General features: G+C 69.5%; 23 protein-coding genes and 1 tRNA gene. 10 read left to right on the top strand and 14 right to left on the bottom strand.

Annotated elements, in window-relative coordinates; all coding sequences use genetic code 11:
- Positions 1–443 precede the first annotated feature (443 nt).
- Positions 444–1,517 (top strand): tyrosine-type recombinase/integrase, encoded by a 1,074-nt coding sequence (locus tag ACFPN9_RS21335; protein WP_377817563.1) that lies wholly within the window; start codon positions 444–446, stop codon positions 1,515–1,517.
- 19 nt (positions 1,518–1,536) lie between these two features.
- Here the strand turns inward: ACFPN9_RS21335 and ACFPN9_RS21340 are convergent.
- The 3 genes from ACFPN9_RS21340 to ACFPN9_RS21350 form a co-directional block, all read right to left on the bottom strand.
- A tRNA-Arg gene (locus ACFPN9_RS21340) sits at positions 1,537–1,613 on the bottom strand.
- A 126-nt stretch (positions 1,614–1,739) separates the two neighbouring features.
- Positions 1,740–2,114, bottom strand: a complete 375-nt coding sequence (gene hisE, locus ACFPN9_RS21345; protein WP_066718598.1) for a phosphoribosyl-ATP diphosphatase — start codon at positions 2,112–2,114, stop codon at positions 1,740–1,742.
- Positions 2,115–2,177: 63 nt separating this feature from the next.
- Positions 2,178–3,998 (bottom strand): ABC transporter ATP-binding protein, encoded by a 1,821-nt coding sequence (locus ACFPN9_RS21350; RefSeq protein ID WP_066718596.1) that lies wholly within the window; start codon positions 3,996–3,998, stop codon positions 2,178–2,180.
- 112 nt (positions 3,999–4,110) lie between these two features.
- Here ACFPN9_RS21350 and ACFPN9_RS21355 point away from each other — a divergent pair, with 112 nt between their 5' ends.
- Positions 4,111–5,247, top strand: coding sequence for a DSD1 family PLP-dependent enzyme (locus tag ACFPN9_RS21355; RefSeq protein WP_066718593.1), 1,137 nt, complete (start codon positions 4,111–4,113; stop codon positions 5,245–5,247).
- A gap of 24 nt (positions 5,248–5,271) precedes the next feature.
- Here the strand turns inward: ACFPN9_RS21355 and ACFPN9_RS21360 are convergent, their stop codons facing one another.
- Positions 5,272–6,168, bottom strand: a complete 897-nt coding sequence (locus tag ACFPN9_RS21360; protein WP_245282303.1) for a helix-turn-helix transcriptional regulator — start codon at positions 6,166–6,168, stop codon at positions 5,272–5,274.
- A 97-nt stretch (positions 6,169–6,265) separates the two neighbouring features.
- Here ACFPN9_RS21360 and ACFPN9_RS21365 point away from each other — a divergent pair, with 97 nt between their 5' ends.
- From ACFPN9_RS21365 to ACFPN9_RS21400, 8 genes are read left to right on the top strand one after another with little or no spacing between them, the layout of a single operon-like run.
- Positions 6,266–6,967, top strand: a complete 702-nt coding sequence (locus ACFPN9_RS21365) for an ABC transporter permease (protein WP_377817564.1) — start codon at positions 6,266–6,268, stop codon at positions 6,965–6,967.
- Positions 6,968–6,972: 5 nt separating this feature from the next.
- Positions 6,973–7,695, top strand: coding sequence for an ATP-binding cassette domain-containing protein (locus tag ACFPN9_RS21370; RefSeq protein ID WP_066718589.1), 723 nt, complete (start codon positions 6,973–6,975; stop codon positions 7,693–7,695).
- Positions 7,696–7,730: 35 nt separating this feature from the next.
- On the top strand, positions 7,731–8,609 hold the full coding sequence (locus ACFPN9_RS21375; RefSeq protein WP_082734948.1) for an ABC transporter substrate-binding protein: 879 nt from the start codon (positions 7,731–7,733) through the stop codon (positions 8,607–8,609).
- A gap of 4 nt (positions 8,610–8,613) precedes the next feature.
- The gene (locus ACFPN9_RS21380) at positions 8,614–9,432 is read left to right on the top strand and encodes a molybdate ABC transporter substrate-binding protein (RefSeq protein ID WP_066718587.1); all 819 of its coding nucleotides are present in this window, start codon (positions 8,614–8,616) and stop codon (positions 9,430–9,432) included.
- A 12-nt stretch (positions 9,433–9,444) separates the two neighbouring features.
- The gene (locus tag ACFPN9_RS21385; protein WP_066718585.1) at positions 9,445–9,924 is read left to right on the top strand and encodes an SAM-dependent methyltransferase; all 480 of its coding nucleotides are present in this window, start codon (positions 9,445–9,447) and stop codon (positions 9,922–9,924) included.
- Positions 9,911–10,942 (top strand): iron ABC transporter substrate-binding protein, encoded by a 1,032-nt coding sequence (locus ACFPN9_RS21390; protein ID WP_066718583.1) that lies wholly within the window; start codon positions 9,911–9,913, stop codon positions 10,940–10,942. The genes ACFPN9_RS21385 and ACFPN9_RS21390 overlap by 14 nt, the downstream gene beginning before the upstream one ends.
- A 33-nt stretch (positions 10,943–10,975) precedes the next feature.
- Entirely contained in the window at positions 10,976–11,989 is a 1,014-nt protein-coding gene (locus ACFPN9_RS21395; protein ID WP_066718581.1) for a FecCD family ABC transporter permease, read from the top strand.
- Positions 11,986–12,750 (top strand): ABC transporter ATP-binding protein, encoded by a 765-nt coding sequence (locus ACFPN9_RS21400; RefSeq protein WP_066718579.1) that lies wholly within the window; start codon positions 11,986–11,988, stop codon positions 12,748–12,750. Before ACFPN9_RS21395 ends, ACFPN9_RS21400 begins: the two co-directional genes overlap by 4 nt.
- Positions 12,751–12,756: 6 nt before the next feature.
- On the opposite strand, the gene ACFPN9_RS21405 is transcribed toward ACFPN9_RS21400, so the two are convergent.
- The 10 genes from ACFPN9_RS21405 to ACFPN9_RS21450 form a co-directional block, all read right to left on the bottom strand.
- The gene (locus tag ACFPN9_RS21405) at positions 12,757–13,278 is read right to left on the bottom strand and encodes a hypothetical protein (protein ID WP_066718576.1); all 522 of its coding nucleotides are present in this window, start codon (positions 13,276–13,278) and stop codon (positions 12,757–12,759) included.
- A gap of 10 nt (positions 13,279–13,288) precedes the next feature.
- Complete coding sequence (locus ACFPN9_RS21410) at positions 13,289–14,224, bottom strand: nucleoside hydrolase (protein ID WP_066718573.1); 936 nt, start codon at positions 14,222–14,224, stop codon at positions 13,289–13,291.
- A gap of 4 nt (positions 14,225–14,228) precedes the next feature.
- The gene (locus tag ACFPN9_RS21415) at positions 14,229–14,993 is read right to left on the bottom strand and encodes an ATP-binding cassette domain-containing protein (RefSeq protein ID WP_066718569.1); all 765 of its coding nucleotides are present in this window, start codon (positions 14,991–14,993) and stop codon (positions 14,229–14,231) included.
- 135 nt (positions 14,994–15,128) lie between these two features.
- The gene (locus ACFPN9_RS21420; RefSeq protein ID WP_066718567.1) at positions 15,129–16,070 is read right to left on the bottom strand and encodes a sugar ABC transporter substrate-binding protein; all 942 of its coding nucleotides are present in this window, start codon (positions 16,068–16,070) and stop codon (positions 15,129–15,131) included.
- A 31-nt stretch (positions 16,071–16,101) separates the two neighbouring features.
- Positions 16,102–17,034, bottom strand: a complete 933-nt coding sequence (locus ACFPN9_RS21425; RefSeq protein ID WP_377817565.1) for an ABC transporter permease — start codon at positions 17,032–17,034, stop codon at positions 16,102–16,104.
- A gap of 4 nt (positions 17,035–17,038) precedes the next feature.
- Positions 17,039–17,818, bottom strand: coding sequence for an SDR family NAD(P)-dependent oxidoreductase (locus ACFPN9_RS21430; RefSeq protein ID WP_066718565.1), 780 nt, complete (start codon positions 17,816–17,818; stop codon positions 17,039–17,041).
- A gap of 4 nt (positions 17,819–17,822) precedes the next feature.
- Positions 17,823–18,635, bottom strand: coding sequence for a BtpA/SgcQ family protein (locus ACFPN9_RS21435; protein WP_066718563.1), 813 nt, complete (start codon positions 18,633–18,635; stop codon positions 17,823–17,825).
- Positions 18,636–18,641: 6 nt separating this feature from the next.
- A complete protein-coding gene (locus ACFPN9_RS21440; protein WP_066718558.1) occupies positions 18,642–20,180 on the bottom strand; it encodes a xylulokinase in 1,539 nt (512 codons plus the stop codon).
- Complete coding sequence (locus ACFPN9_RS21445) at positions 20,177–20,905, bottom strand: GntR family transcriptional regulator (RefSeq protein WP_066718555.1); 729 nt, start codon at positions 20,903–20,905, stop codon at positions 20,177–20,179. The genes ACFPN9_RS21440 and ACFPN9_RS21445 overlap by 4 nt, the downstream gene beginning before the upstream one ends.
- Positions 20,906–20,989: 84 nt before the next feature.
- Positions 20,990–21,220: a DUF1674 domain-containing protein gene (locus ACFPN9_RS21450; protein ID WP_066718547.1), complete on the bottom strand. Its 231-nt coding sequence runs from the start codon at positions 21,218–21,220 to the stop codon at positions 20,990–20,992.
- Between the last annotated feature and the right edge of the window lie 79 nt (positions 21,221–21,299).

Raw genomic sequence — 21,299 nt, forward strand, 5'->3', positions numbered from 1 at the left:
TCCCATCGTCAGCCTGCCAGCCGTGGCCGCCTGACCAGCCCGACCAAAGCCGGCACGCGGTGGCTCTGCGAAGCTACACCACCAGCAGGGACACGACCCAACGCCTCCCTTGCTAGGTATGTGCAAACCCTAGCCTGAACTCGAGAGCACGGAACCGCATCGGCTTGTTGCTGAATGCCTATTCTGTGAGCTCTTGAGATGTTCGAGAATACTGACCGGATCGAATTGGCCGTTGAGAGCCTTGGCTATCATGGCCATGGCTAGAAAAACCCCATTCAGACAAGCGGACGTGAAGCGGGCTGTCGCGGGTGTACTCGCGGCCGGCGTGGCAATCGGCCAGGTGAAGATTACGGAAGACGGGGACATCATCATCTCTCCGCCCGCCGCTGACGTTATAGCCAACGCTCAAGCGGCTAGTCCTCTTGATCAGTGGAGGCAGCGCCGTGCGCGTGAAGTTGAAGGGCGTTAACACCGTCCGGAAGCGCCTCGCAGACGGGAGCTTCCGGACTTACCACTACCACCGTGCCACTGGAGAGAAACTCGAGGGAAAGCCCGGAACGGCCCAGTTTCTGGCCTCTTACACACAGGCGCAGCAGGCCACGATCCAACGCGCGAAGGGTACGTTCAACGACCTCGTCCGCGCCTATACGGGGTCGGTAGAGTTTGCCGAACTCGCGGCGTCAACCCAGGCGGAATACAAGCGGATGCTGACGAAGGCGGAGCCGCGGTTCGGCTTCATGCCGGTCAAGGCTCTCGACGATCAGCGTGTTAAAGAGGACCTTCTGGAATGGCGCGACGAGATCGTCCGCGCCTCTGGCAAACGTGAGGGCGACAACCGTCTGACGACAATATCCGCGATGCTCAGCTGGGCAGTCGACCGCGGGAAGCTTAAGGCTAATCACATCCTCGGTTTCAAGCGGCTTTATTCCTCCGACCGATCAGACATCCTTTGGCTTGAGGCCCATATCCGCGCCTTCATGACGGTGGCGCCCCTGGAAATGCAGCGCGCCTTAATCCTAGCGCTTCATACCGGGCAGCGCTTGAGCGACCTCCTGAGGGCGGCCTGGACCAACTACGACGGCAAGGTCCTTCGTATCCGCCAATCGAAAGGGAACGTGCTTGTGGCCATCCCTTGTACGCGGGCTCTGAGGACGATGCTCGACGGCATGCCGCGCGATGCAACGGTCATTCTCACGTCTGTCACCAAGAAAGCATGGAAGAAGCGTCACTTCTCGGACCAGTGGAAGGAGGCGAGCGATGCCGCCGGCCTTCTAGACCTGCACTTCCACGACCTGCGCGGCACCGCCATCACCATGCTTGCCGAGTCCGGTTGTACGGTCCCAGAGATCGCCTCCATCACCGGCCACTCCCTCAAGACCGTAACGACGATCATGGAGAAGTATCTGAGCCGAACGGCCGCGCTTGCGGAAGCTGCAATGGAGAAATTTGAGAACGCTTCGGCAACGGATTTTGCAAACCGTTTGCAAACCGGGTCCATCAGCGGACCCAAGGTCTAAACTAAGTGCATGAAAAGAATGGCGCGCCCGAAAGGATTCGAACCTCTGACCCTCAGATTCGTAGTCTGATGCTCTATCCAGCTGAGCTACGGGCGCGTATCGGGCAGCGGCGTGGCGCCGTCGTTCCGATGGGGGCGAAATAGCCGCTCTCCCTGCGCTTGGCAACCCTCAATGTCGCGGCGCGGCAAAAGTTTTGCCGGGGCCGGGCCGCTGGCGGGTCCCTCAGCCGCCCGCCCGCAGCAGCGGCGCGGCGGCCGCGATCCGGCGCGCCTGCGCCTTGCGCCGCTCCTTCGGCAGCTTCTCGGCGATGCCGTAGAGCTGCTCGCGCCGATCCATCTCATGCCAGACATCCGCGGGGGCGATGCCCATTTCGCTCCACAGCACGACCAGATTGTAGAGCAGGTCGGCGCTTTCCTGGATCGTCCGATGGCGCTCGCCCTGCACCGCTTCGAGCCCGACCTCGAAGGCCTCCTCGGCCAGCTTCTTGGCCATCTTCGGTAGGCCCTCGCCGGCGAGCCGGGCCGTCCGCGACAGGGCGGGGTCGGCGTGGCGCGCCGCGAGGACGGCGGCATGGAGACGCTGGATCGAATCGGCCATCGCGGCAGAATCCCTGCCGCGGATGAGGGTTTGATGACAGCGGCCCAGGCAGGGCTGCGGCGCTCAGTCGGCGATGACCTGCAGCCGGTGCAGCCGCGCATAGGCGCCGTCGCGGGCGAGCAGCACGTCATGGCTGCCGGTCTCGACGATTCTGCCCTCTTCCATGACGACGATCAGATCCGCCTCGCGCACCGTCGACAGGCGATGGGCGATGACCAGCGTGGTGCGGTTCTTCATCAGCCGGGCCAGCGCCTGCTGGACGAGACGCTCCGATTCCGCGTCGAGCGCGCTCGTCGCCTCGTCGAGAAGCAGGATCGGCGCATCCTTCAGGATCGCACGGGCGATGGCAATTCGCTGGCGCTCGCCGCCGGAGAGCTTCTGGCCGCGCTCGCCGACGGACGAATCGTAGCCGTCCGGCATCGCCATGATGAAATCATGCGCGGCGGCCGCCTTCGCGGCGGCGACAATCTCCTCGTCGCTGGCGCCGGGCCGTCCGAAGGCGATGTTGGCGCGCACCGTGTCGTCGAAGAGCACGACATCCTGGCTGACGACGCCGATCTGGGCTCGCAGCGAGGCCAGCGTCAGCCCGCGCAGATCCTGTCCGTCGATCTCGATGCGACCCTCGGTCGGGTCGTAGAGCCGCGGCACCAGCGCGAGCAGCGTGGATTTGCCAGAGCCCGAGCGCCCCACCAGCGCGGTCGTCCTGCCGCCCTCGGCGACGAGGTCGATGCCCTCCAGCGCGCGCTGGTCGTCGCGGTAGCGGAAGCGCAGATTCTGGAAGGCAACCTCGCCGGCGCCGACCCGCAGCGGCTGGCCATCCGGCGGATCGACGATCTGCGGCTTCTCGTCGAGCAGCGCGTAATAGCGCTTCAGCGAGGCCCCGGCCTCCTGGACGATGGCGTTGAGATTGCCGAGCGAGCGCATCGGCTGCGCCGCCAGCAGCAGCGCCGAGACATAGCCGGTGAAGTCGCCCACGGTAGAGCCGCCGCTGGTGATGCGCACGCCGATCGCCGCCAGCACGCCCGCGACCGCCATGCCGCCGCCGACCTCGAGCAGCGGATCGAGCCGGCCGCGCGCATTCGCCGCCTTCATCTTGAGCGAGCGGATCGTCTCGAAGGCCGCCGCCGCCCGCCGCTCGAGATAGGGCTCGAGCGTGTCGGTCTTGGCGGCGCGCGCACCCTGCAGGCTCTCGGTGACGAGGCTCGCCATCAGGCCCGTCTGCTCCTGCTGCGAGGTCGCCATGCGGCGCAGCTTCCGGCCGATCTTGCCGATCGGATGCGCCACGATCGGCGCCACCAGCATGACGATGAGCGTCATCTGCCAGTCGATCCAGAACATTGCTCCGACGAGGGCGAGCGCGGTCAGCACGTCGCGCACGGCGATGTTGATCAGCCTTGTCAGCGCCTCCTTGACGAAGGTGAAGTCGGTGGTGAAGCGCTGGGTCAGCGAGGCCGGATTCTCGCGCTGCAACTGCGCGAGATCGGCCCGGATCAGATGGGTGTAGAGCGCCGTCTGCATGTCGGCCTCGATCCGGCTGACGACGCTGTTGGTCATCACCGTCTGGGCCAGCAGCGAAAATCCCTTCACCGCCGTGACGATGACGACGACGACGGCGACCGCGTTGACGACGCCGATCTCGAAGCCGATCGATTTCGAGACCAGCCGCTCCATCCGCCGGACGAAACCCGTCGATTCCGCCGTTAGCGGATCGGCGAAGGCATCGAAGGCCGCCTTGATCAGCAGCGGGTAGAAGCTCGTCGTCGCCGCGATCACCACGACGAGGCCGAGGATCATTGCCATCTGCGGCAGATAGGCCCGGACCTGCTCGCGCCAGACGCGGAGCAGCAGCGCAAAGGTGTCGTCGGTGACGCGGCCGATCTTCATGGCGCGCGACCTATCACGGCGGCGCAGTGAGCGCTACGGGAGGCCGGGTCTTGCTCCGGACAAGAAGCTGGCGTCCCATGCGGGCGACCGATTCAGGAAAGCGCGAGCGCCCATGCCCCTCCCCCCGCCGGCCCAGCCCGGCCAGAGTTTCGTCGAGATCGACACGCCGGCCCTGATCCTCGACCTCGACGCCTTCGAGCGCAATCTCGTCACCATGGCGGCCTATACGCAGGGACATGGCGTCCGGCTGCGGCCCCACGCCAAGACCCATAAGAGCCCCGAGATTGCGCTGCGCCAGATCGCCCATGGCGCGGTCGGCCAGTGCGTCCAGAAGGTCTCCGAGGCGGAGATCCTGGTCGAGGGCGGTGTGACCGACGTGCTCGTCAGCAACGAGGTCGCGGGCGCGGCCAAGCTCGACCGGCTGGCGAAGCTCGCCCGCCAGGCCAGGATCGGACTCTGCGTCGATCATCTCGACGGCATCCGCGAGGCGGCCGAGGCCGCCGCCCGCCACGATGTCGTGCTCGACGTGCTCGTCGAGATCGATGTCGGCGGCCGCCGCTGCGGCGTCGCGCCCGGCGAGACGGCGGTCCGGCTGGCGGAAGCGGTGGCGCGCAGCAATACCCTGCGCTTCGGCGGCCTGCAGGCCTATCACGGCACCGCCCAGCACATGCGCTCGATCGACGAGCGCCGCGAGGCGATCGAGCGCGCCGCGCTGGGCACCCGCAACACGGTGGAGCGGCTGCACCAGGCAGGCCTCGCCTGCGCCGTGGTCGGCGGGGCCGGTACCGGCACCTTCGAGATCGAGAGCCAGTCCGGCATCTGGAACGAGATCCAGGCCGGCTCCTACATCTTCATGGACGCCGATTACGCGCGCAACCGCCAGGCCGACGGCACGCCCTTCCGCACCTTCGAGCACGCGCTCTTCATCCTGACGGCCGTGATGAGCAAGCCGGTGCCGGACCGCGCGGTCGTCGATGCCGGGCACAAGACCGCTTCGGTCGATTCCGGCATGCCGATGCCGTTCCGGCGCGAGGGCGTGATCTACACAAAGCCTTCCGACGAGCATGGCGTGCTGACGGGCGACCCGATCGCGCTGCCGCATCGCGGCGACCGGCTGCTGCTGATCCCGGGTCATTGCGACCCCACCGTGAACCTGCACGACTGGTATGTCGGTGTGCGCGGGCTCCACACGCCGGACGCCCATGTCGAGTCGCTCTGGCCGATCGCGGCGCGCGGCGCCCTGACCTGACGCAGGCGCTGACGAAACGCGACCTCAGCGATTGAGCCTCACGGCTCCGCTCTGCGAGAGGTCGTAGCCGCCGAGTTCGCGCGCCCGCGCCGCCATCGCCGGCCCGCGCATCCAGGCCAGCAGCCTCTGCGTCGCCGGCTCGAAATAGCTGCGCCGGCGCATCGCCAGGTCGACATGCTCCCAGACCAGCGGGAGGAATTCGAGACCGAAAGCACCGGCGATGGCGCGTGAGGCGATGCCGCAATCGGCGCGCCCGGTCCGGATCGCGAGCGCGAGATCCTGCCCCGTGGCGCAGATGCCTTCGGCGAGGGTCAGCGACGGGGCCGGTACCCCCTCCCGCGCGATCAGGCTCTCGAGCAAAAGCTGCGCGCCCGCCCCCTTCTGGCGGCGGGCGAAGCGGGCCCGTCGCTCGACGGCCGAAACGAGGCCGGACAGCCCGAGCGGGTTGCCCGGCGCAACCAGCAGACCCTGCTCGCGCCGCGCGAAACCGATCACAACGGCGTCATGGAGCCCCGGCTCCGCCCGAACGGCCGCGGGATTGGCGCCGTCATCGTCCGGCGTCGCATGGAGATGGATCGCGGCGATAGAGACCTCGCCCCGCACCAGCCGGTCGAGCCCTGCCTGCGAGCCCTCCGCCAGCAGCGCCAGCCCGCAGTGCGAGTCGCGCACGGCCACCTCCAGCAGCGAATCCTGGCTGCCGCCGATGATTGGCGGCGGCTCGGCCAGCCGCAGCCCGTCCGGCCGGGCCAGCCCGGCCTCGAGCCAGCGGTCGAGCGCCGCGCGCGGGAACAGCCACTTCCCGCTGACCTTGGTGCAGGGCACGCCGCCGCTGGCGACCAGCTCATAGAGCTTGCGCTCCCCCAGCCGCAGATAGCCGGCCGCCTCCTCCGTCGTCAGATAAGCCTGTTCCTGCATAGACATGCACTGACCTGCATTTCCTCCTGAATTGGCATTTGGTCGCATTGAAAGCTACCAAAGACAAGTCTTTGCAGATGTCCGGAACCAACAAGGAGCGGCATTGGACTTCTCGGCGATCTTCTCGGCGGCCTTCGCCCTCGTGATCGGGCTCGATCCCGCCTTTCTGGCGATCGTGGGGCTGTCGCTGCGCGTGACGCTGACCGCCGTGCTGATCGCAGCCCTCATCGGACTGCCGCTCGGTGCCGCATTGGCTCTGGCGCGCTTTCCCGGCCGCGCTGCCGTGATCGTCCTGCTCAACGCCCTGATGGGGCTGCCACCGGTCGTCGCCGGGCTGATCGTCTTCCTGATGCTGTCGCGCTCCGGGCCGCTCGGGCCGCTGGGTCTCCTCTTCACGCCGACGGCGATGATCATCGCGCAGGTCCTGCTCGTCCTGCCGATCGTGATCGCCCTCACGCGCCAGACGGTCGAGGATCTCTGGGGCGAGTATCGCGACCATCTCCGCTCGGTCGGGCTCGAAGGCCTGCGCGCCATCCCGACCCTGCTGTTCGACGGCCGTTTCGCGCTCGCCACCGCCCTGCTCGCCGGGTTCGGCCGCGCCAGCGCCGAGGTCGGCGCCGTGCTGATCGTCGGCGGCAACATCGCCGGCTACACCCGCACCATGACGACGACGATCACGCTGGAGACTTCCAAGGGCGACCTGCCGCTGGCGCTCGGCCTCGGCCTCGTCCTGATCGCGCTCACGCTCGCGATCAACGCCGTCGCCTTCGGCGCCAGCCGCATCGGCGCGCGCTATGCGGGATGAGCGCCATGCGTGACCGCAGCTCGATCCTGCCGCTCGACGTTCGCTCCGTCGTCTTCCATGGCGATGGGCGTCGCCTCGTCGACGGGGTCAGCTTTCGGCTGCCGGCCGGCGGGCTGACCGTGCTGCTCGGCCCCAACGGCGCCGGCAAGTCCCTGACGCTGCGCCTCTGCCACGGCCTGCTCACCCCGAGCGAGGGCCAGATCGCCTGGGCACCCGGCGCCGATGGCGGCACCCGCAGGCACGCCATGGTCTTCCAGAAGCCGATCATGCTGCGTCGCTCGGTCGAGGCCAATGTGCTGCACGCGCTGGCGGCGGCGGGTGTCGCCGGCCCCGAGCGCCGCGAGCGCTGCCGCACCGCGCTCGAACGCTTCGGCCTCGCCGACCGGGCCGATCAGGCAGCGCGGCTGCTCTCCGGCGGCGAACAGCAGCGCCTCGCCATCGCCCGGGCCTGGGCCCTGCGCCCGGAACTGCTCTTCCTGGACGAGCCGACCTCGCAGCTCGACCCTGCCGCCACCCGCCAGATCGAAACGCTGCTTACCGGCCTCGTGGCGGAGGGCATCACCGTGATGATGTCGACCCATGATCTCGGCCAGGCGCGGCGGCTCGCCTCGCGCGTGCTCTTCCTGCATCGCGGCCGTCTGGTCGAGGACGCCTGCGCCACCGATTTCTTCGCCGCCCCCGCCACATCCGAGGCGCGGGCCTTTCTGGCCGGCGACCTGATCTGGTGACGACCCCAATCCGAAAACCAACCGAGGAGACGACCATGACGATGACCCGACGCCTGCTTCTGGCCACTGGTTTCAGCGCCGCGCTGACCGGCCTTGCGCTGGCCCAGACCACGACCGCCACGCCGCCAGCGGCTTCCGCCCCGGCCGCGGCGGGGACACGCTTCATCACGGTCTCCTCGACCACCTCGACCCAGGATTCCGGGCTGTTCGGCCACATCCTGCCGCTGTTCAAGGCGAAGACCGGCATCGAGGTCCGGGTCGTCTCGCAGGGCACGGGCCAGGCGCTCGACACCGGCCGGCGCGGCGATGCCGATGTCGTCTTCGTCCATGCCAGGGCGCAGGAGGAGAAATTCGTCGCCGACGGCTTCGGCCTCGAGCGCAAGCCCGTGATGTATAACGACTTCGTCCTGATCGGCCCGAAGGCGGACCCGGCCGGCATCGCCGGGACCAAGGACATCGCCGCCGCGTTGGTGAAGATCGCCGAGAAGGGCGCGCCCTTCGTCTCGCGCGGCGACAAGTCCGGCACGCATTCCGCCGAACTCGCGCTTTGGAAGGTCGCGGGCGTCGATCTCGAAGCCAAGAAGGGCGCCTGGTATCGCGAGATCGGCCAAGGCATGGGGGCCGCCCTCAACACCGCCGGCGGCATGGGCGCCTATGTGCTGGCCGACCGCGGCACCTGGATCTCCTTCAAGAACCGCGGCGACCTCGGCATCGCGGTCGAGGGCGATCGCCGCCTGTTCAACCAGTACGGCGTGATCGCGGTGAACCCCGCCAAGCACCCCCATGTGAAGATCAATGACGGGCAGGCCTTCGTGAACTGGCTGGTCGGCCCCGAGGGTCAGAAGGCGATCGCCGACTACAAGATCGAGGGGCAGCAGCTCTTCTTCCCGAACGCGACGCAGGCGGGCGCGTGACCCCATGCGCGGCTCGTTCATCGCAGGCCTCGTGCTGATGGCCGGTCTCGCGACGTCGCCTGTTCGCGCGCAGGAGCCGGTTCTCCTGCATGCGGCGGGCAGCCTGCGGGCCGCGCTCACGGAGGTGACGCAGGCCTTCACCGCGCAGAGCGGGCTTCCCGTGAAGCCGGCCTTCGGCGCTTCGGGCCTGCTGCGCGAGCGCATCGCCAAGGGCGAGGCGGCGGAGGTCTTCGCCTCCGCCGATCTCGGCAACCCCCGCACTCTGGCGAAGGAGGGGCGCAGCGGCCCGGTTGTGCTCTTCGCCCGCAACGAACTCTGCGCCTTCGTCCGTCCCGGCGTCGCCGCGACGCCGGAGACGCTGCTGGAGCGCATGCTGGACACGGGCCTCAAGCTCGGCACCTCGACGCCGCGCGCCGACCCCTCCGGCGACTATGCCTTCCAGGTCTTCGCGCGGGCCGAGGCGGTGAAACCCGGCTCCCGGGCGGCGCTGGAGGCCAAGGCGCTGCAGCTGACCGGCGGGCCCGGCAGCGCCCCGGCGCCGGACGGCCTCAACGTCTACGGTCACAACCTCGCCAGCGGCGCGGCCGACATCTTCCTCGCCTATTGCACCAATGCGGCGCCGATCGCGAAGGAGCAGCCGGGGATCCGCATGGTGAAGCTCCCGCCGGAGCTCGCGGTCGGGGCGGATTACGGCCTGACCCTGATGAACGGGGCCTCGCCAAATGCGGGACGCCTCGCCATGTTCATCCTCGCGCAGGAGGGGCAGGCGATCCTGGCCCGGCACGGCTTCACCGCGCCGACGCTCCCGCGCGAAGGCGGTTGACCGGAGACCCCCATGGACTGGCAGGCGACGCGACCGGGCGAGACCAGCGCAAACCTGCCCGACCGGCAGGATGCGCATCTCGTTTTCATCGGCCGCCTGCGAACGCCCTTCGCGACCCGCGACCAGTGCCCGCGCCAGGGCGACGCCGAAGCCGGCCCGGTTTGCCGCGCCGAGATCGACGAACCCTGGCGCGCCGCGCTCGCCGGGATCGAAGACTTCGCCTGGCTCGACCTGCTCTACTGGATGCATCAGGCCCGGCGCGACCTCGTCACCCAGACGCCGCGCGGCGGCGCACCTCTTGGCACCTTCGCGCTGCGCTCGCCCGTTCGGCCCAATCCGATCGCGCTTTCGCGGGTGCGGCTGCTCGGCGTCGAGGACGGCGCGCTGCTGGTGCGCGGGCTCGACTGCCTCGACGGCACGCCGCTGCTCGACATCAAGCCGCATCGCTGCCGGCACAGCCCGCCAACGGAGCCCGGCCATGCCCCGTCCTGACCGCCGCGCCCTGCTGACCGGCCTCGCCGCCCTCGCGGCGTGGCCCCGCGCAGCTCAGGCGGCGAGCGTGCGCGACGGTGCGGGCCGCGACGTCGCCGTGCCCGCCACGGTCACGCGTGTCTTTCCCGCCGGGCCGCCCGCCGCGATCCAGCTCTACACGCTCGCGCCCGATCTGCTGCTGGGCTGGCCCCGCGCCAACCGCCCCGAGGAGCGGGAATTCCTGCTGCCCGGCATCGGCGACCGGCCCGAGATCGGCCGCATCACCGGGCGCGGCAACAGCGCCAATCTCGAAGCCGTGCTCCAGCTCAAGCCCGATTTGATCGTCGATGCCGGCTCCACGGGGCGCACCTATGTCGAACTCGCCGAGCGGGTGCAGGGCCAGACCGGCATCCCCTATGCGCTGCTCGACGGGCGTTTCAGCGCGATTCCCGAGAGCTATCGCATCCTCGGCCGGCTGACCGGCCGCAGCGAACGCGCCGAGACGCTCGCAACCTGGTGCGAGACGGCAATGACGACGATCCGCGGCCGCATCGCCGGCATTCCTGCGGACCAGCGTCCCTCCGTCTACTACGCCCGTGGGCCGCGCGGCCTCGAGACGGGGCTGGGCGGCTCGATCAATGTCGAGACGCTCTCCTTCCTCGGCGCCCGCAACGTCGCCGACCAGCCGGGCAGCGGGCTGGCGCAGGTCTCGCTCGAACAGATCCTGGCCTGGGATCCGGAGGTGATCGTCACCATCGACCTCGCCTTCTCGGAAAGTGTGCGCCGCGATCCTGCCTGGGCCGGTGTCCGGGCGGTGAAGGCCGGCCGCGTCCATCTCTCGCCCAAGATCCCCTTCGGCTGGGTCGATTTCCCGCCCTCGGTCAACCGCATGGTCGGGCTCTGGTGGCTGGCGAAGCTGCTCTATCCGCAAGCTTTCCCGGAAGACATCCGGGCCATCGCGCGCGACTTCCACACGCTGTTCTATCAGGTCACGCCGAGCGAGCCGCAGCTCGACCGCATCCTCGCGGGGCGGGGGTGAGCGCCATGACACCGTCAGGGCGGCCCTGACCCGATGCGCCCCTCGCTCCTGCGCGGCAACGCCATCGCGCTCACCCTGCTCGGCCTCGCCATCCTGCTCGCCTTCGGGGTCGGGCGCTTCCCGGTCGCTCCCGGCGATCTCGCGCGCATCCTCTGGGCGGGCCTGAGCAGCCAGCCTTCCGGCCTGTCGCCGCAGGTCGAGACGGTGATCTGGAACATCCGCGGCCCGCGCGTGCTGGCCGCGCTGCTCTGCGGCGCCGCGCTGGCGGTGGCGGGCACCGCCTTCCAGGGCCTGTTCCGCAACCCGCTGGTCTCGCCGGACATCCTCGGCGCCTCCTCGGGGGCTGCACTGGGAGCGGTCCTCGGCATCTATCTCTCGCTCGGGCTCTTCGCGATCCAGCTCGCCGCCTTCGCCGGTGGGCTGCTGGCGGTGGGGGCCGTTTATGCGGTCGGCTCGACGATCCGGCGCGGCGACCCGGTCCTCGTCCTCGTCCTGACCGGGGTCGTCATCGGCTCGCTTCTCGGCGCCGGCATCGGGCTGATCAAATACTGGGCCGACCCCTACAACCAGCTGCCGGCCATGACCTTCTGGCTGCTCGGCAGCCTCGCTGGCACGGACCGCAGCGATCTCGTGCCGCTGCTCGGCCCGGTCCTGGCGGGCTCGGCGGTGCTGATCGCGTTGCGCTGGCGCATGAACGCGATGTCGCTGCCGGAGGAGGAGGCGCGCGCGCTCGGCCTGCGCACGGGGCCCTTGCGCCTCGCCATCGTCGCCGCCGCGACGCTGGTCACGGCAGCGAGCGTCGCAGCCGCCGGCATCATCGGCTGGGTCGGGCTCGTCGTGCCCCACCTCGCCCGCTTCCTCGTCGGCCCGGACTTCAGCCGTCTGCTGCCGACGGCGGCCGTGCTCGGCGGCGGCTATCTGCTCGTCATCGACACGTTGGCGCGCACGGCCGGCCCGGTCGAGACGCCGCTCGGCATCCTCACCGCCGTGATCGGCACGCCTTTCTTCATCTGGCTGCTCGCCTCGGCCCGCGGAGGCTGGTCGTGAGCCTCGCCGCCTTCGATCTGGTCTACGGCTATCACGAGCGCATCATCGGCCGCGACATCGCCTTGTCGCTTGCCCGCGGCGAGGTTCTGGCCCTGCTCGGCCCCAATGGCAGCGGCAAGACCACGCTGCTGAAGACCCTGCTCGGGCTGCTGCCGGCCCGCGGCGGGACGCTGCTGCTGGACGACCGCCCCCTCGCCGCGCTCTCGCCGCCGGAACGGGCGCGGGCGCTCGGTTATGTCCCGCAGGCCCATGCCGGCACCTTCGCCTTCACCATCGAGACCGTGGTGCTGATGGGCCGCAGCGCCCATGCCGGGCTCTTCGCGGCGCCCTCGCCCCGCGACCATGCGGTCACTGCGGCCATGCTGGAGCGCCTCGGCATCGCCCGGCTGGCGCAGCGGCCCTATACGGAGATTTCCGGCGGCGAGCGCCAGCTCGTGCTCATCGCCCGTGCGCTCGCGCAAGAGCCGGCCTATGTCGTGCTCGACGAACCGACCGCCAGCCTCGATTTCGGCAATCAGGGCCGGGTGATGCAGGAGATCCGCCGGCTGGCGGCGGAAGGGCTCGGCGTGCTGTTCACGACGCATGATCCCAACCAGGCGCTGCGCCATGCCGACCGCGTCATGATGATCCGCGACGGACAGGCCATCGCCAGCGGGGCAGCTGCGGATCTGCTCACGCCCGAGCGGCTGGAACAGCTGTACGGCGTGCCGATCGAAACGGTACAGGACGGAGACGGCCGCATCGCCTTCCTGCCCGGCTGAGAGGCCCTACCGGCAGAAATCGGCGCAGCCCGATTCCCAGAACGGGGCATCGCGGCGCAGCTCCGGCATCGAGGGGCGCGGCTTGGCGCCGGGCAGATCGGCCGGCGTCGGCGCCACCAGCTCCCACCAGCGATGAGCGCATTGCGAGCGGAAGGCCATCTGCTCCGAAATCGAGCTGTCCTGCTTCGCCAGCGCCGCATCGAGCGCCGCGCAAGCCTCGCGCAGCCGCGCATCATGCGTGTCCGAGGGCGCGTTGGCATAGTCGTGGAAGGCGGCGGTGAAGGCCTCCATCTCCTGCGCCAGCTGCGGCCAGTCGTGCCGGTCGAGATTCCAGGCGTCCATCCATTCGCGCACCACGGTCTCGACGGCGTCCGCCTTGGGCCTGTCCTTCACCTTGCGCGCCGTCGTCAGCATGTGGCGCATCAACTCGGCCCGCGCGTGGAGATGGCGGGCGGCCAGCGCTGCCTCGCGCATCGCGGCGATGGCGGCCTCCGCCTCGGCGCGCAATTCCTCGACCAGATGGGGCATCTCGGTTCTCTCAGGGCAAAGTGGCCAGGCGTTCGATCATCCGCTCGAACAGCGTCGTCGCCTCGACGGTCGCGACGACATGGGCATTGGTTTCGCGCTTCAGCCGGCCGTTCCAGTCGATCGTCGTGCGGCCGCGCAGGGAGCCTGCGCCGGTCTCGATCTCGACGAAACAATCGCGCCCCGCGAACAGCTCCGGCCAGAGCAGGAAGGCGATGACGCAGGGGTCGTGCATCGGATGCCCGGCCGTGCCGAGCCCGCCCGGGCGCGGGCGAGTCAGCATGCCGTGGATCGCCCTGCCTGTTGCCGTGCCGAGCGCGCCGATCCGCGCGACCTGCTCATGGCTGGCGATCGCCTGCAGCGTGACGCCGAGCCCCATCATCACGATCGGCCGGCCGCAACCGAAGACGATCGCAGCGGCGTGAGGATCCACATGAACGTTGAACTCGGCCGCCGGCGTCATGTTGCCGAGCCCCAACGCCCCGCCCATCAGCACGATACGCTTCACCTTGGGCAGGATGTCCGGCGCCAGCCGGACCGCGAGCGCCAGATTGGTCAGCGGCCCGAGCGGGCAGAGCGTGATGCCGTCTGCGGGCGCGGCGCGGCAGAGCGCGATGATCGCCTCGACGGCGTGACCGGGGCTGGCTTCGCGCGCCGGCGGAGGCAGGTCGGCCCCGGCGAGCCCATCCGGCCCGCAGACGAATTCCGCCGTCTCCAGAGGGAACAGCAGCGGCCCCTCAGTGCCGGCATGGACGGGGACGGCCGCCGCCTCCGCCCCGGCGAGATCGCGGATGCGCAGGGCGTTGGCGGTGGTCTGCGCCACCGGGACATTGCCGGCGACCGTGGTGATGGCGCGCAGATCGAGCCGGTCGCGCGACGCGAAGGCGAGCAGCAGCGCGACGGCGTCGTCCTGGCCGGGGTCCGTGTCGATGAGGACGGCTTCGCGCATCGGCTCACGCCGCCTTCGCGTTGCCGGCCATGATCAGATGGGCGATGTCGTCAGCCTTGAGATCGCCGATGGGTTGGTCGACATATTTGCGGCCCGCGCCCATGATCACCACCCGGTCGGCGAGTGCCACCACGTCGCGCATGTTGTGGCTGATCAGGATGACGGTGCGCCCGTCGGCCTTGAGCTTGCGGATCAGGTCGAGCACCAGCGCGCTTTCCTTGACGCCGAGCGCCGCCGTCGGCTCGTCCATGATGATGATCTCGGCATTCCAGCGCAGGGCGCGCGAGATCGCGACCGCCTGGCGCTGGCCGCCGGAGAGCCGCTCCACGGGGCGGGTCATGTCCGTCACCGCCGCCGACAGCTGCGAGAGATAGCGCTGCGATTCGGCGATCATGCGCTTCTTGTCGAGCACGCGCAGGAAGGGCAGCAGCAGGGGCCGGGTCAGCTCCGAGCCCATGAACACGTTCTGGGCGATGGAGAGCCGCGGCGCGAGCGCCAGATCCTGGTAGATCGTGGCGACGCCATGCTCCAGCGCGTCATGCGGCGAGCCGAAGGCCACCGGCTGGCCGCGCATGCTGATCGACCCCGAACTCGGCTCTTCGGCGCCCGAAATCACCTTGATCAGGCTCGACTTGCCGGCGCCGTTATCGCCGCAGATCGCGACGACCTCGCCGGGAAAGATATCGAGATCGACCTCGCGCACGGCGACGACCGGGCCGTAGGCTTTGCCGATGCCGCGCAGCGAGAGAAGGGGGGTGGGATCGGTCATGCTCTGTCCGTCCGGCTACGGGGCCACGCGGCGTCATTCTCGGGCGGAGCGAAGCTCCGACCCGAGAATCTCATGCCGGGAAGGCGCTGGTTTCCGAGATGCTCGGGTCTTCGCCCGAGCATGACGCGCAGGGCTTCACTTCAGGAACTGCTGCACGTTCGTCTTGTCGACCAGCACGGCGTCCGTGAAGAGATAGGGCCCGCTGGTGACGGTCTCCTTCGGCTTCTTCTCGACGACGATGGTCTGGATCGCGTCGACCGCCTGCTTGCCCATCGCCTCGAAGGGAATGGCGACGGTCGCGAGGAAGGTCGAGGCGGGGTCGGCGATGCGGGCATAGGTTTCCTTGCCGCCATCGACCGAGACGAGCGGGATCTGGCCCTTCTTGACGCCCTGCGCCTGCAGCAGATCATCGATGATGTAGGCCTGCCCGTCGAAGGAGGCCCAGATGCCGTTGATCTTGCCCTGGTTCTGCAGCAGCAGCGCCTGCATGCCGGCCCGGACGTCGTCGCGCCAGCTCTGGGTGCGCGCCATCGAGAACTTGCCGAGTTCCTTCACCGCCTGGTTCTCGGCCAGCACCGCATCGAGGATGCGGCCGCGGATGCGCGAGGCGACGTTGAGGTCGAAGCGGGCGGTGACGATGTTGCCCTGGTAGCCGAGCTGACCGAGCAGGTAGAGCGCGGCATCCGCGCCGACCTTGTACTCGTTGGTCTGGATGTCGAAGAGCGCATGCGGGCTCGACCCCGACTGCACGGTGACGACGGGGATCTTCGCGTCCTTGGCCGCCTTGAACTGGGCGTCGGCCTCGACCGGCTTGCCCATGGCGATGATGATGGCGTCGACCTTCTTGGCGATCAGCGCGTCGAACTGCTCGGCATGCTTGGGCAGCGCGCCCTCCGAGTTCAGCAGTGTCACGCCCCAGCCTTTCGCCTTGGCGGCGGCGGCGGCGGCGTTTGCGACGCGGGCATGCGTCTCCGACGAGAACTGGAAGCCGATGATCCCGACCTCGAAGGCCTGCGCCTGCGAACCCAGCGCGACCATCGCGGCCGCCGCCAGCAGCATCTTCCTCAATCCGAACATGTGACCTCTCCCCTCGTTCTTGTGGTGGTTCTCAGACCTTGAAGGCCGCCTTCTTCATCGCGCTGGCCGAGAACGCGACCGAGCCGATGATAATGACGCCGAGCACGATGTCCTGGATGTAATAGGGCGCGCCGAGCAGGACCAAGCCGTTGCCGAGCACCTTCAGCACCAGCGCCGCGAACACCGTGCCGGCGATGTTGGGCTTGCCGGGCTCGAACATGGTCATGCCGAGCAGCACGGCGGCGATGGCGTAGAGCAGATAGTCGCCCGCCATGTTGGGCGCCGCCGAGGACAGGTTCGCGGCCAGCAGCGCCGCCATCAGCCCGGCGAAGACGCCCGCCAGCAGCAGGCCGATGCGCTTCATCCGCGCCGTGGCGATGCCGGCGAGCCGCGCCGCCTCGTCCGCCTCGCCGGTCGCGACCATATGCGCGCCGGTGCGCGTCCATTTCACCAGGACCCAGGCGAAGAGCGTCGCGCCGGTCATCCAGAGCACGAGATTGGGGATGCCGAAGCTGTAGCCGCGCGCCAGCCCGGTGAAAGCGACGCCTTGGGTGATCATGAAGGCCAGCCCCTTGGCGATGGCCGCTGTCCCCAGAGTCATGATCAGCGAGGGGATGCGCAGCACCGTGACGCCATAGCCGTTCAGGCTGCCGAGCACGATGCCGATCGCGAGCGCGGCCCCGAAGGCGACCGCTGGCGGATATTGCGAATGCACCATCCAGCCGCAGACCACCGCCGCCAGGCTCGCCATCTCGGCGATCGAAAGGTCGAGCTCCGCCACCGTGAAGGCGAGCGCGAAGCCCAGCGCCAGGATGGCGAGGAAGCTCGTATCCTTCAGCACATTGATGATGTTCATCGTGCTGGCGAAATTCGGCGCGAAGAGCAGGAAGAAGACGACCAGCACGAGCCCGGCGATGGCCGTGCCGTAGCGCCCGATCACCTCGCGAACATCGAGCCCGGCCATGCCCTCAGGCCCCCTTCGCGATGGTCGAGATCGGCGAGAGGATCTCGATGCCGCCGGTGATCGGGATCAGCGCACCGGTCACGAAGGCCGCCGAGGGCGAAAGCAGGAAGGCGATCACGGCAGCGACATCCTCGGGTCGTCCCAAACGTCCAAGCGGCGTGCGCACAGCGGCGCCGGCAACCAGCGCATCGAACTGCTGCGCGAAGCCGCCGCGCACCATAGGCGTATCGATGATCCCCGGCGCCACCGCATTCACGCGAATGCCATGCGGGCCGAGCTGCTGGGCCATGCCGTAGGTGAGGGTCGCGACGCCGCCCTTCGCCGAGCCATAGGCGAGATTGGCCCCGCCATTGGCATGGGCGATCGAGGAGATGTGGACGATGGACCCGCCTTCGCCCTGGCCGACCATCTGGCGCGCGGCCGCCTTCGAGATGCGAAAGACGGCCGAGAGATTGATGTCGACGAGCCTGTCCCACTCGTCATCCTCCATCTCGACCAGCGGCACGGGGCGCGAGGCGCCCGCCCCCGTCACGAGATGATCGAGCCGGCCGAAGCGCTCGACCGCCAGATCGACGCAGGCCTGGGCGAGATCCCGCTCGCGGACATCGCCGGCCAGCGTCGCGACGCTGGCGCCCTGCGCGGCAAGGTCCCGGGCCAGCGCGTCGAGCCCGCTCTGGTCGAGCCCCGACAGCACCAGACGATGGCCCTGCTGCGCCAGCATCGCAGCGAGTGCGCCGCCGATGCCGCCCGAAGCGCCCGTGACGAGGGTGACCGGTCCCGCCATGGCTTCAGGCCGCCTTGCGGTTTTCATAGGCGCGCACCAGCGCCTGGGCGCGGCGCGGCTCGACCGGGTTCAGCGTCTGACGGTCGTATTTGATCGAGGTGCCGACGATGAACAGCTCGGCGACCTCGGCCAGCCGCGCGATGTTCTCCTCCGCCACGCCGGTGCCGACCGCGACAGGCGTATCGGGCACCTGACGGGCGACGCTCTCGATCACCGCGATGTCGGCCTCCTTGCCGGCGGCCGGGCCACCGACGCAGACGATGTCGGCGAGCCCGATGAAGACCGCGCCCGAGGCCTTCTGCTCGACGGGGCGGTTGTCGAGGTTGATCGAGAAGCCCGGCGTGACGTTGCAGATGATGCGGATGTTCTCGGCCCCGAGATTGGCGCGCAGGCGAAGCGCCCTCGCACCGTCCGGCGTCATCATGCCAATGTCGCCGACGAGCCCGCCGGTGAGGAAGGCGCGCACGAAGCGCCCGCCCGTCGCATGGGCGACCGCGATCGAGGCCGGCGGGTCGATCAGCATGTTGACGCCGTGCGGCAAGGTCGTCTGCGCCTGGCATTCGGCGATCACCTCGGTCATCGCGGCGACGACCTCGATCGGCATGGTGCCCTCATAGGGCATGTCGGATTCATTGGTGTAGAGCAGCGCGTGGAAGCCGGCCTCCTCGAGGATCTTCGCCTCCTCCTTCGCCTGCTTCACGATCTTCCGCATGCCGCCGGCACGGTCGTAGAGCGGCGTTCCCGGCAGGGCGAGCGTGTGGACGCAGCCGATGAGGAGATGGTCGCGGCCGAAATCGGTCTGGACGAGGGTCTTCATGGGCGGTCAGTCCTTGCTGGCGGTCAGGGGCGCGGCGTGGATGCCGGGCAGGGCGCCGGCGCTGCGCGAGAGCGTGGCGAGGTCGGCGGAGAGGGGGGCGAGCGCCGCTTCGCTGCGCCGGTAGAGCGAAAACAGCGCGTCATAGGCCGGTCTCCGCTCCGGTTCCGGCGTGAAGCGTCGCGCCGGCCGCACCAGCGCCTCCTGGGCCTCCGCCAGCGAGGTGAAGCGCCCGAGTCCGGTCCAGGCGACGATCGCGGCACCGAGCAGGCCCGGCTCTTTCGAAGCACCGACCACCACGGGCCGCCCGCAGATATCCGCCTTGATCTGGCTCCAGACCGGATTGGCCGCCGCGCCGCCACCGAAACGGATTTCGCCGACGGGCGCCCCCAGCGCGGCCTCGGCCCGCTCCAGCACGATCCGGTTCAGGAAGGCGACGCCCTCCAGCACCGCATAGGCGAGGTCGGTCGCGCCATGCTGGCGGCCGAGCCCGAGGATCGCCCCGCGCAGGGCGGGATTCCAGTAGGGCACGCGCTCGCCCTGGAGATAGGGCAGGAAGATGAGCGGCTGCGGATGCCGGCGCCCGGTCAGCAGCGCGTCGATGCGCTGGCCGGTCGAGCCCTGGTCAGCGCCTTCCCGCGCCAACAGCGAAAGCAGCCAGGACACCGTGTCGGCCCCGTTCTGGCTCGGCCCGCCGATCTGCCAGAGGCCGCGCCAGTCGACCGTCAGCAGGCCCTCGGCCTCGACCGGCTCCAGACCGACGGCGCCCAGCACCTCCGTGGTGCCCGAAATATTGTAGGCATAGCCCGGCCGCAGCGCGCCGAGGCCCGCCACCGCGACCCAGGTGTCGCTCGACGAACAGAACACGGGTACGCCGGCCAACCGATCGAGCGGCGCGGGCAGGCCCGGCTGCACCGGCCCGACCGTCTCGCAGGGCTCCAGCATGGGCGGCAGGATGCCGGCGGCAAGCCCGATCGCGGCGAAGGGATCGACGCCGTCGACGGCTTCGCGGGAGGCCAGCAGCCGCGCCATCGAGACGGGGTCGCCGGCTTGGCGGCCGGTGAGGCGGGCGTTCAGATAGTCCTTGGGCTCGAGCACGCAGGCGAGCGCGCGGAAGCAGGCCTCTTCCTCCTCCCGCAGCCAGGCGAGGCGCGCCAGCGGATGGAAGGCGTTGATGCGCTGCGCCTCGGGGTGCTCGCCCAGCCGCGCGCGCAACCGCCCCGCGGCAGCCTCCGAGCGCGTATCCTTCCAGGTCATGGCCGGGCGCAGCTGGCGCCCGTCGCGACCGAGGAAGACCTGCGTGCGGGTGACACCGCAGATCGCGACGGCCTCGATTGCGTCGAACAAGGCGGGCTCGGCCTCGGCGAGCTGTCCGGCCGCCTCGACGAGGATGCGCCACCAGGCGGTCGCGTCGATCTCCGACCAGCCCATGCGGTCGATCGCGGTCGGGCCGAGGATCATCGCCTGCGCGCGGGTCACGCCGGTCTCGTCGATCAGCGCGGCGCGGAAGCTGGTGCCGCCGAGATCGCAGGCGAGGACGACGCTCATACGGTGGCTCCCGGGGCCGAGTCCGTGACGTCGCGATGGATCGTGAAGCGGTAGATGTCGCCGCGGATCAGGTTGTCGCTGACCTCGACCACCGCACCGGTCGCGTCCCGCGCCACGCGCTGGGAACGGAACACCGCCGTGCCCGGCGCGATCGCCAGCGGCTCGGCCTCCTCGGCGCTGACGGACCAAGGCTCCAGGGTTTCCTCGACGGTAGCGACCTGCACGCCGCGGCATTCGGCGAGATAGCGATAGAGCGAGGCATTCTCGAGATCGGCGGCCGTGGTTTCACCCAGCGTCACGAGCCCGACGCGCGAACGCTGCAGAACCGCCGGTTGATCGTCGAGGCAGCGCAGGCGGGTCAGTTCGACGAGGCCGTCGGCCGCGGCCGGCCCGAACAGCGCCGCTTCCTCCGCGGCGGCGGGCCGCGCGACGAGCGCGATCACGCGCGTGGTCGGCACGCGCCCCGCCATCCGCGCCTCGGTGTGAAAATCGACGATGCTGCCGAGATTCTTGGCGATGTGCCGCGGACGGTAGAAGGTGCCCCGCCCCTGCCGGCGCTCGATCAGGCCCTGATCCTGCAGCTGCTTCAGCGCCGCGCGGATGGTGGTGCGGCTGGCGCCGTAGCGCTCGCAGAGCTCATGCTCGGAGGGGATCGCGCGGGACGTGTCGCCGCCCGCCGCGAGGCCGCGTTCCAGACTTCGGGCGATGTCCTGATAGCGGATCACGCGGCGGCCCCGGCTGAGGAGCCACCATGAAAGATACAAATCCAATACAAGTCAAGCGGAGTGGAGCCGCGGAGGCGAGAGCGATCAGAAGTCGCTGGTCAGGCCCTTCACCTCCCAGTCATTGTAGCGCACCGGCTCGAGCCCGCCGCGCCCGTCGATCTCCTTGCGGCTGGCGACATCGGCCGCGCGCGCATCGATCTCGGCCCGTCTGGCCTGCGCCTCGGCCAGCGCGCGCTGCGCCGCCGGCGACAGGGTCTTCGGTGCGGTCTGCGCGCCATCCGCCGGGGCGGGGGTCACGTCATGGGGCTCGCTCATCGCCTCGGTCTCTCGCAAAGTCCTTGCAGGATCGCCGTCCGCTTCACCACATAAGGGCCTGAACCGCATCCGGGGAGAG

Origin of the sequence: Allobosea massiliensis (genome assembly GCF_042655245.1) — a bacterium.
GTDB lineage: Bacteria > Pseudomonadota > Alphaproteobacteria > Rhizobiales > Beijerinckiaceae > Allobosea > Allobosea massiliensis.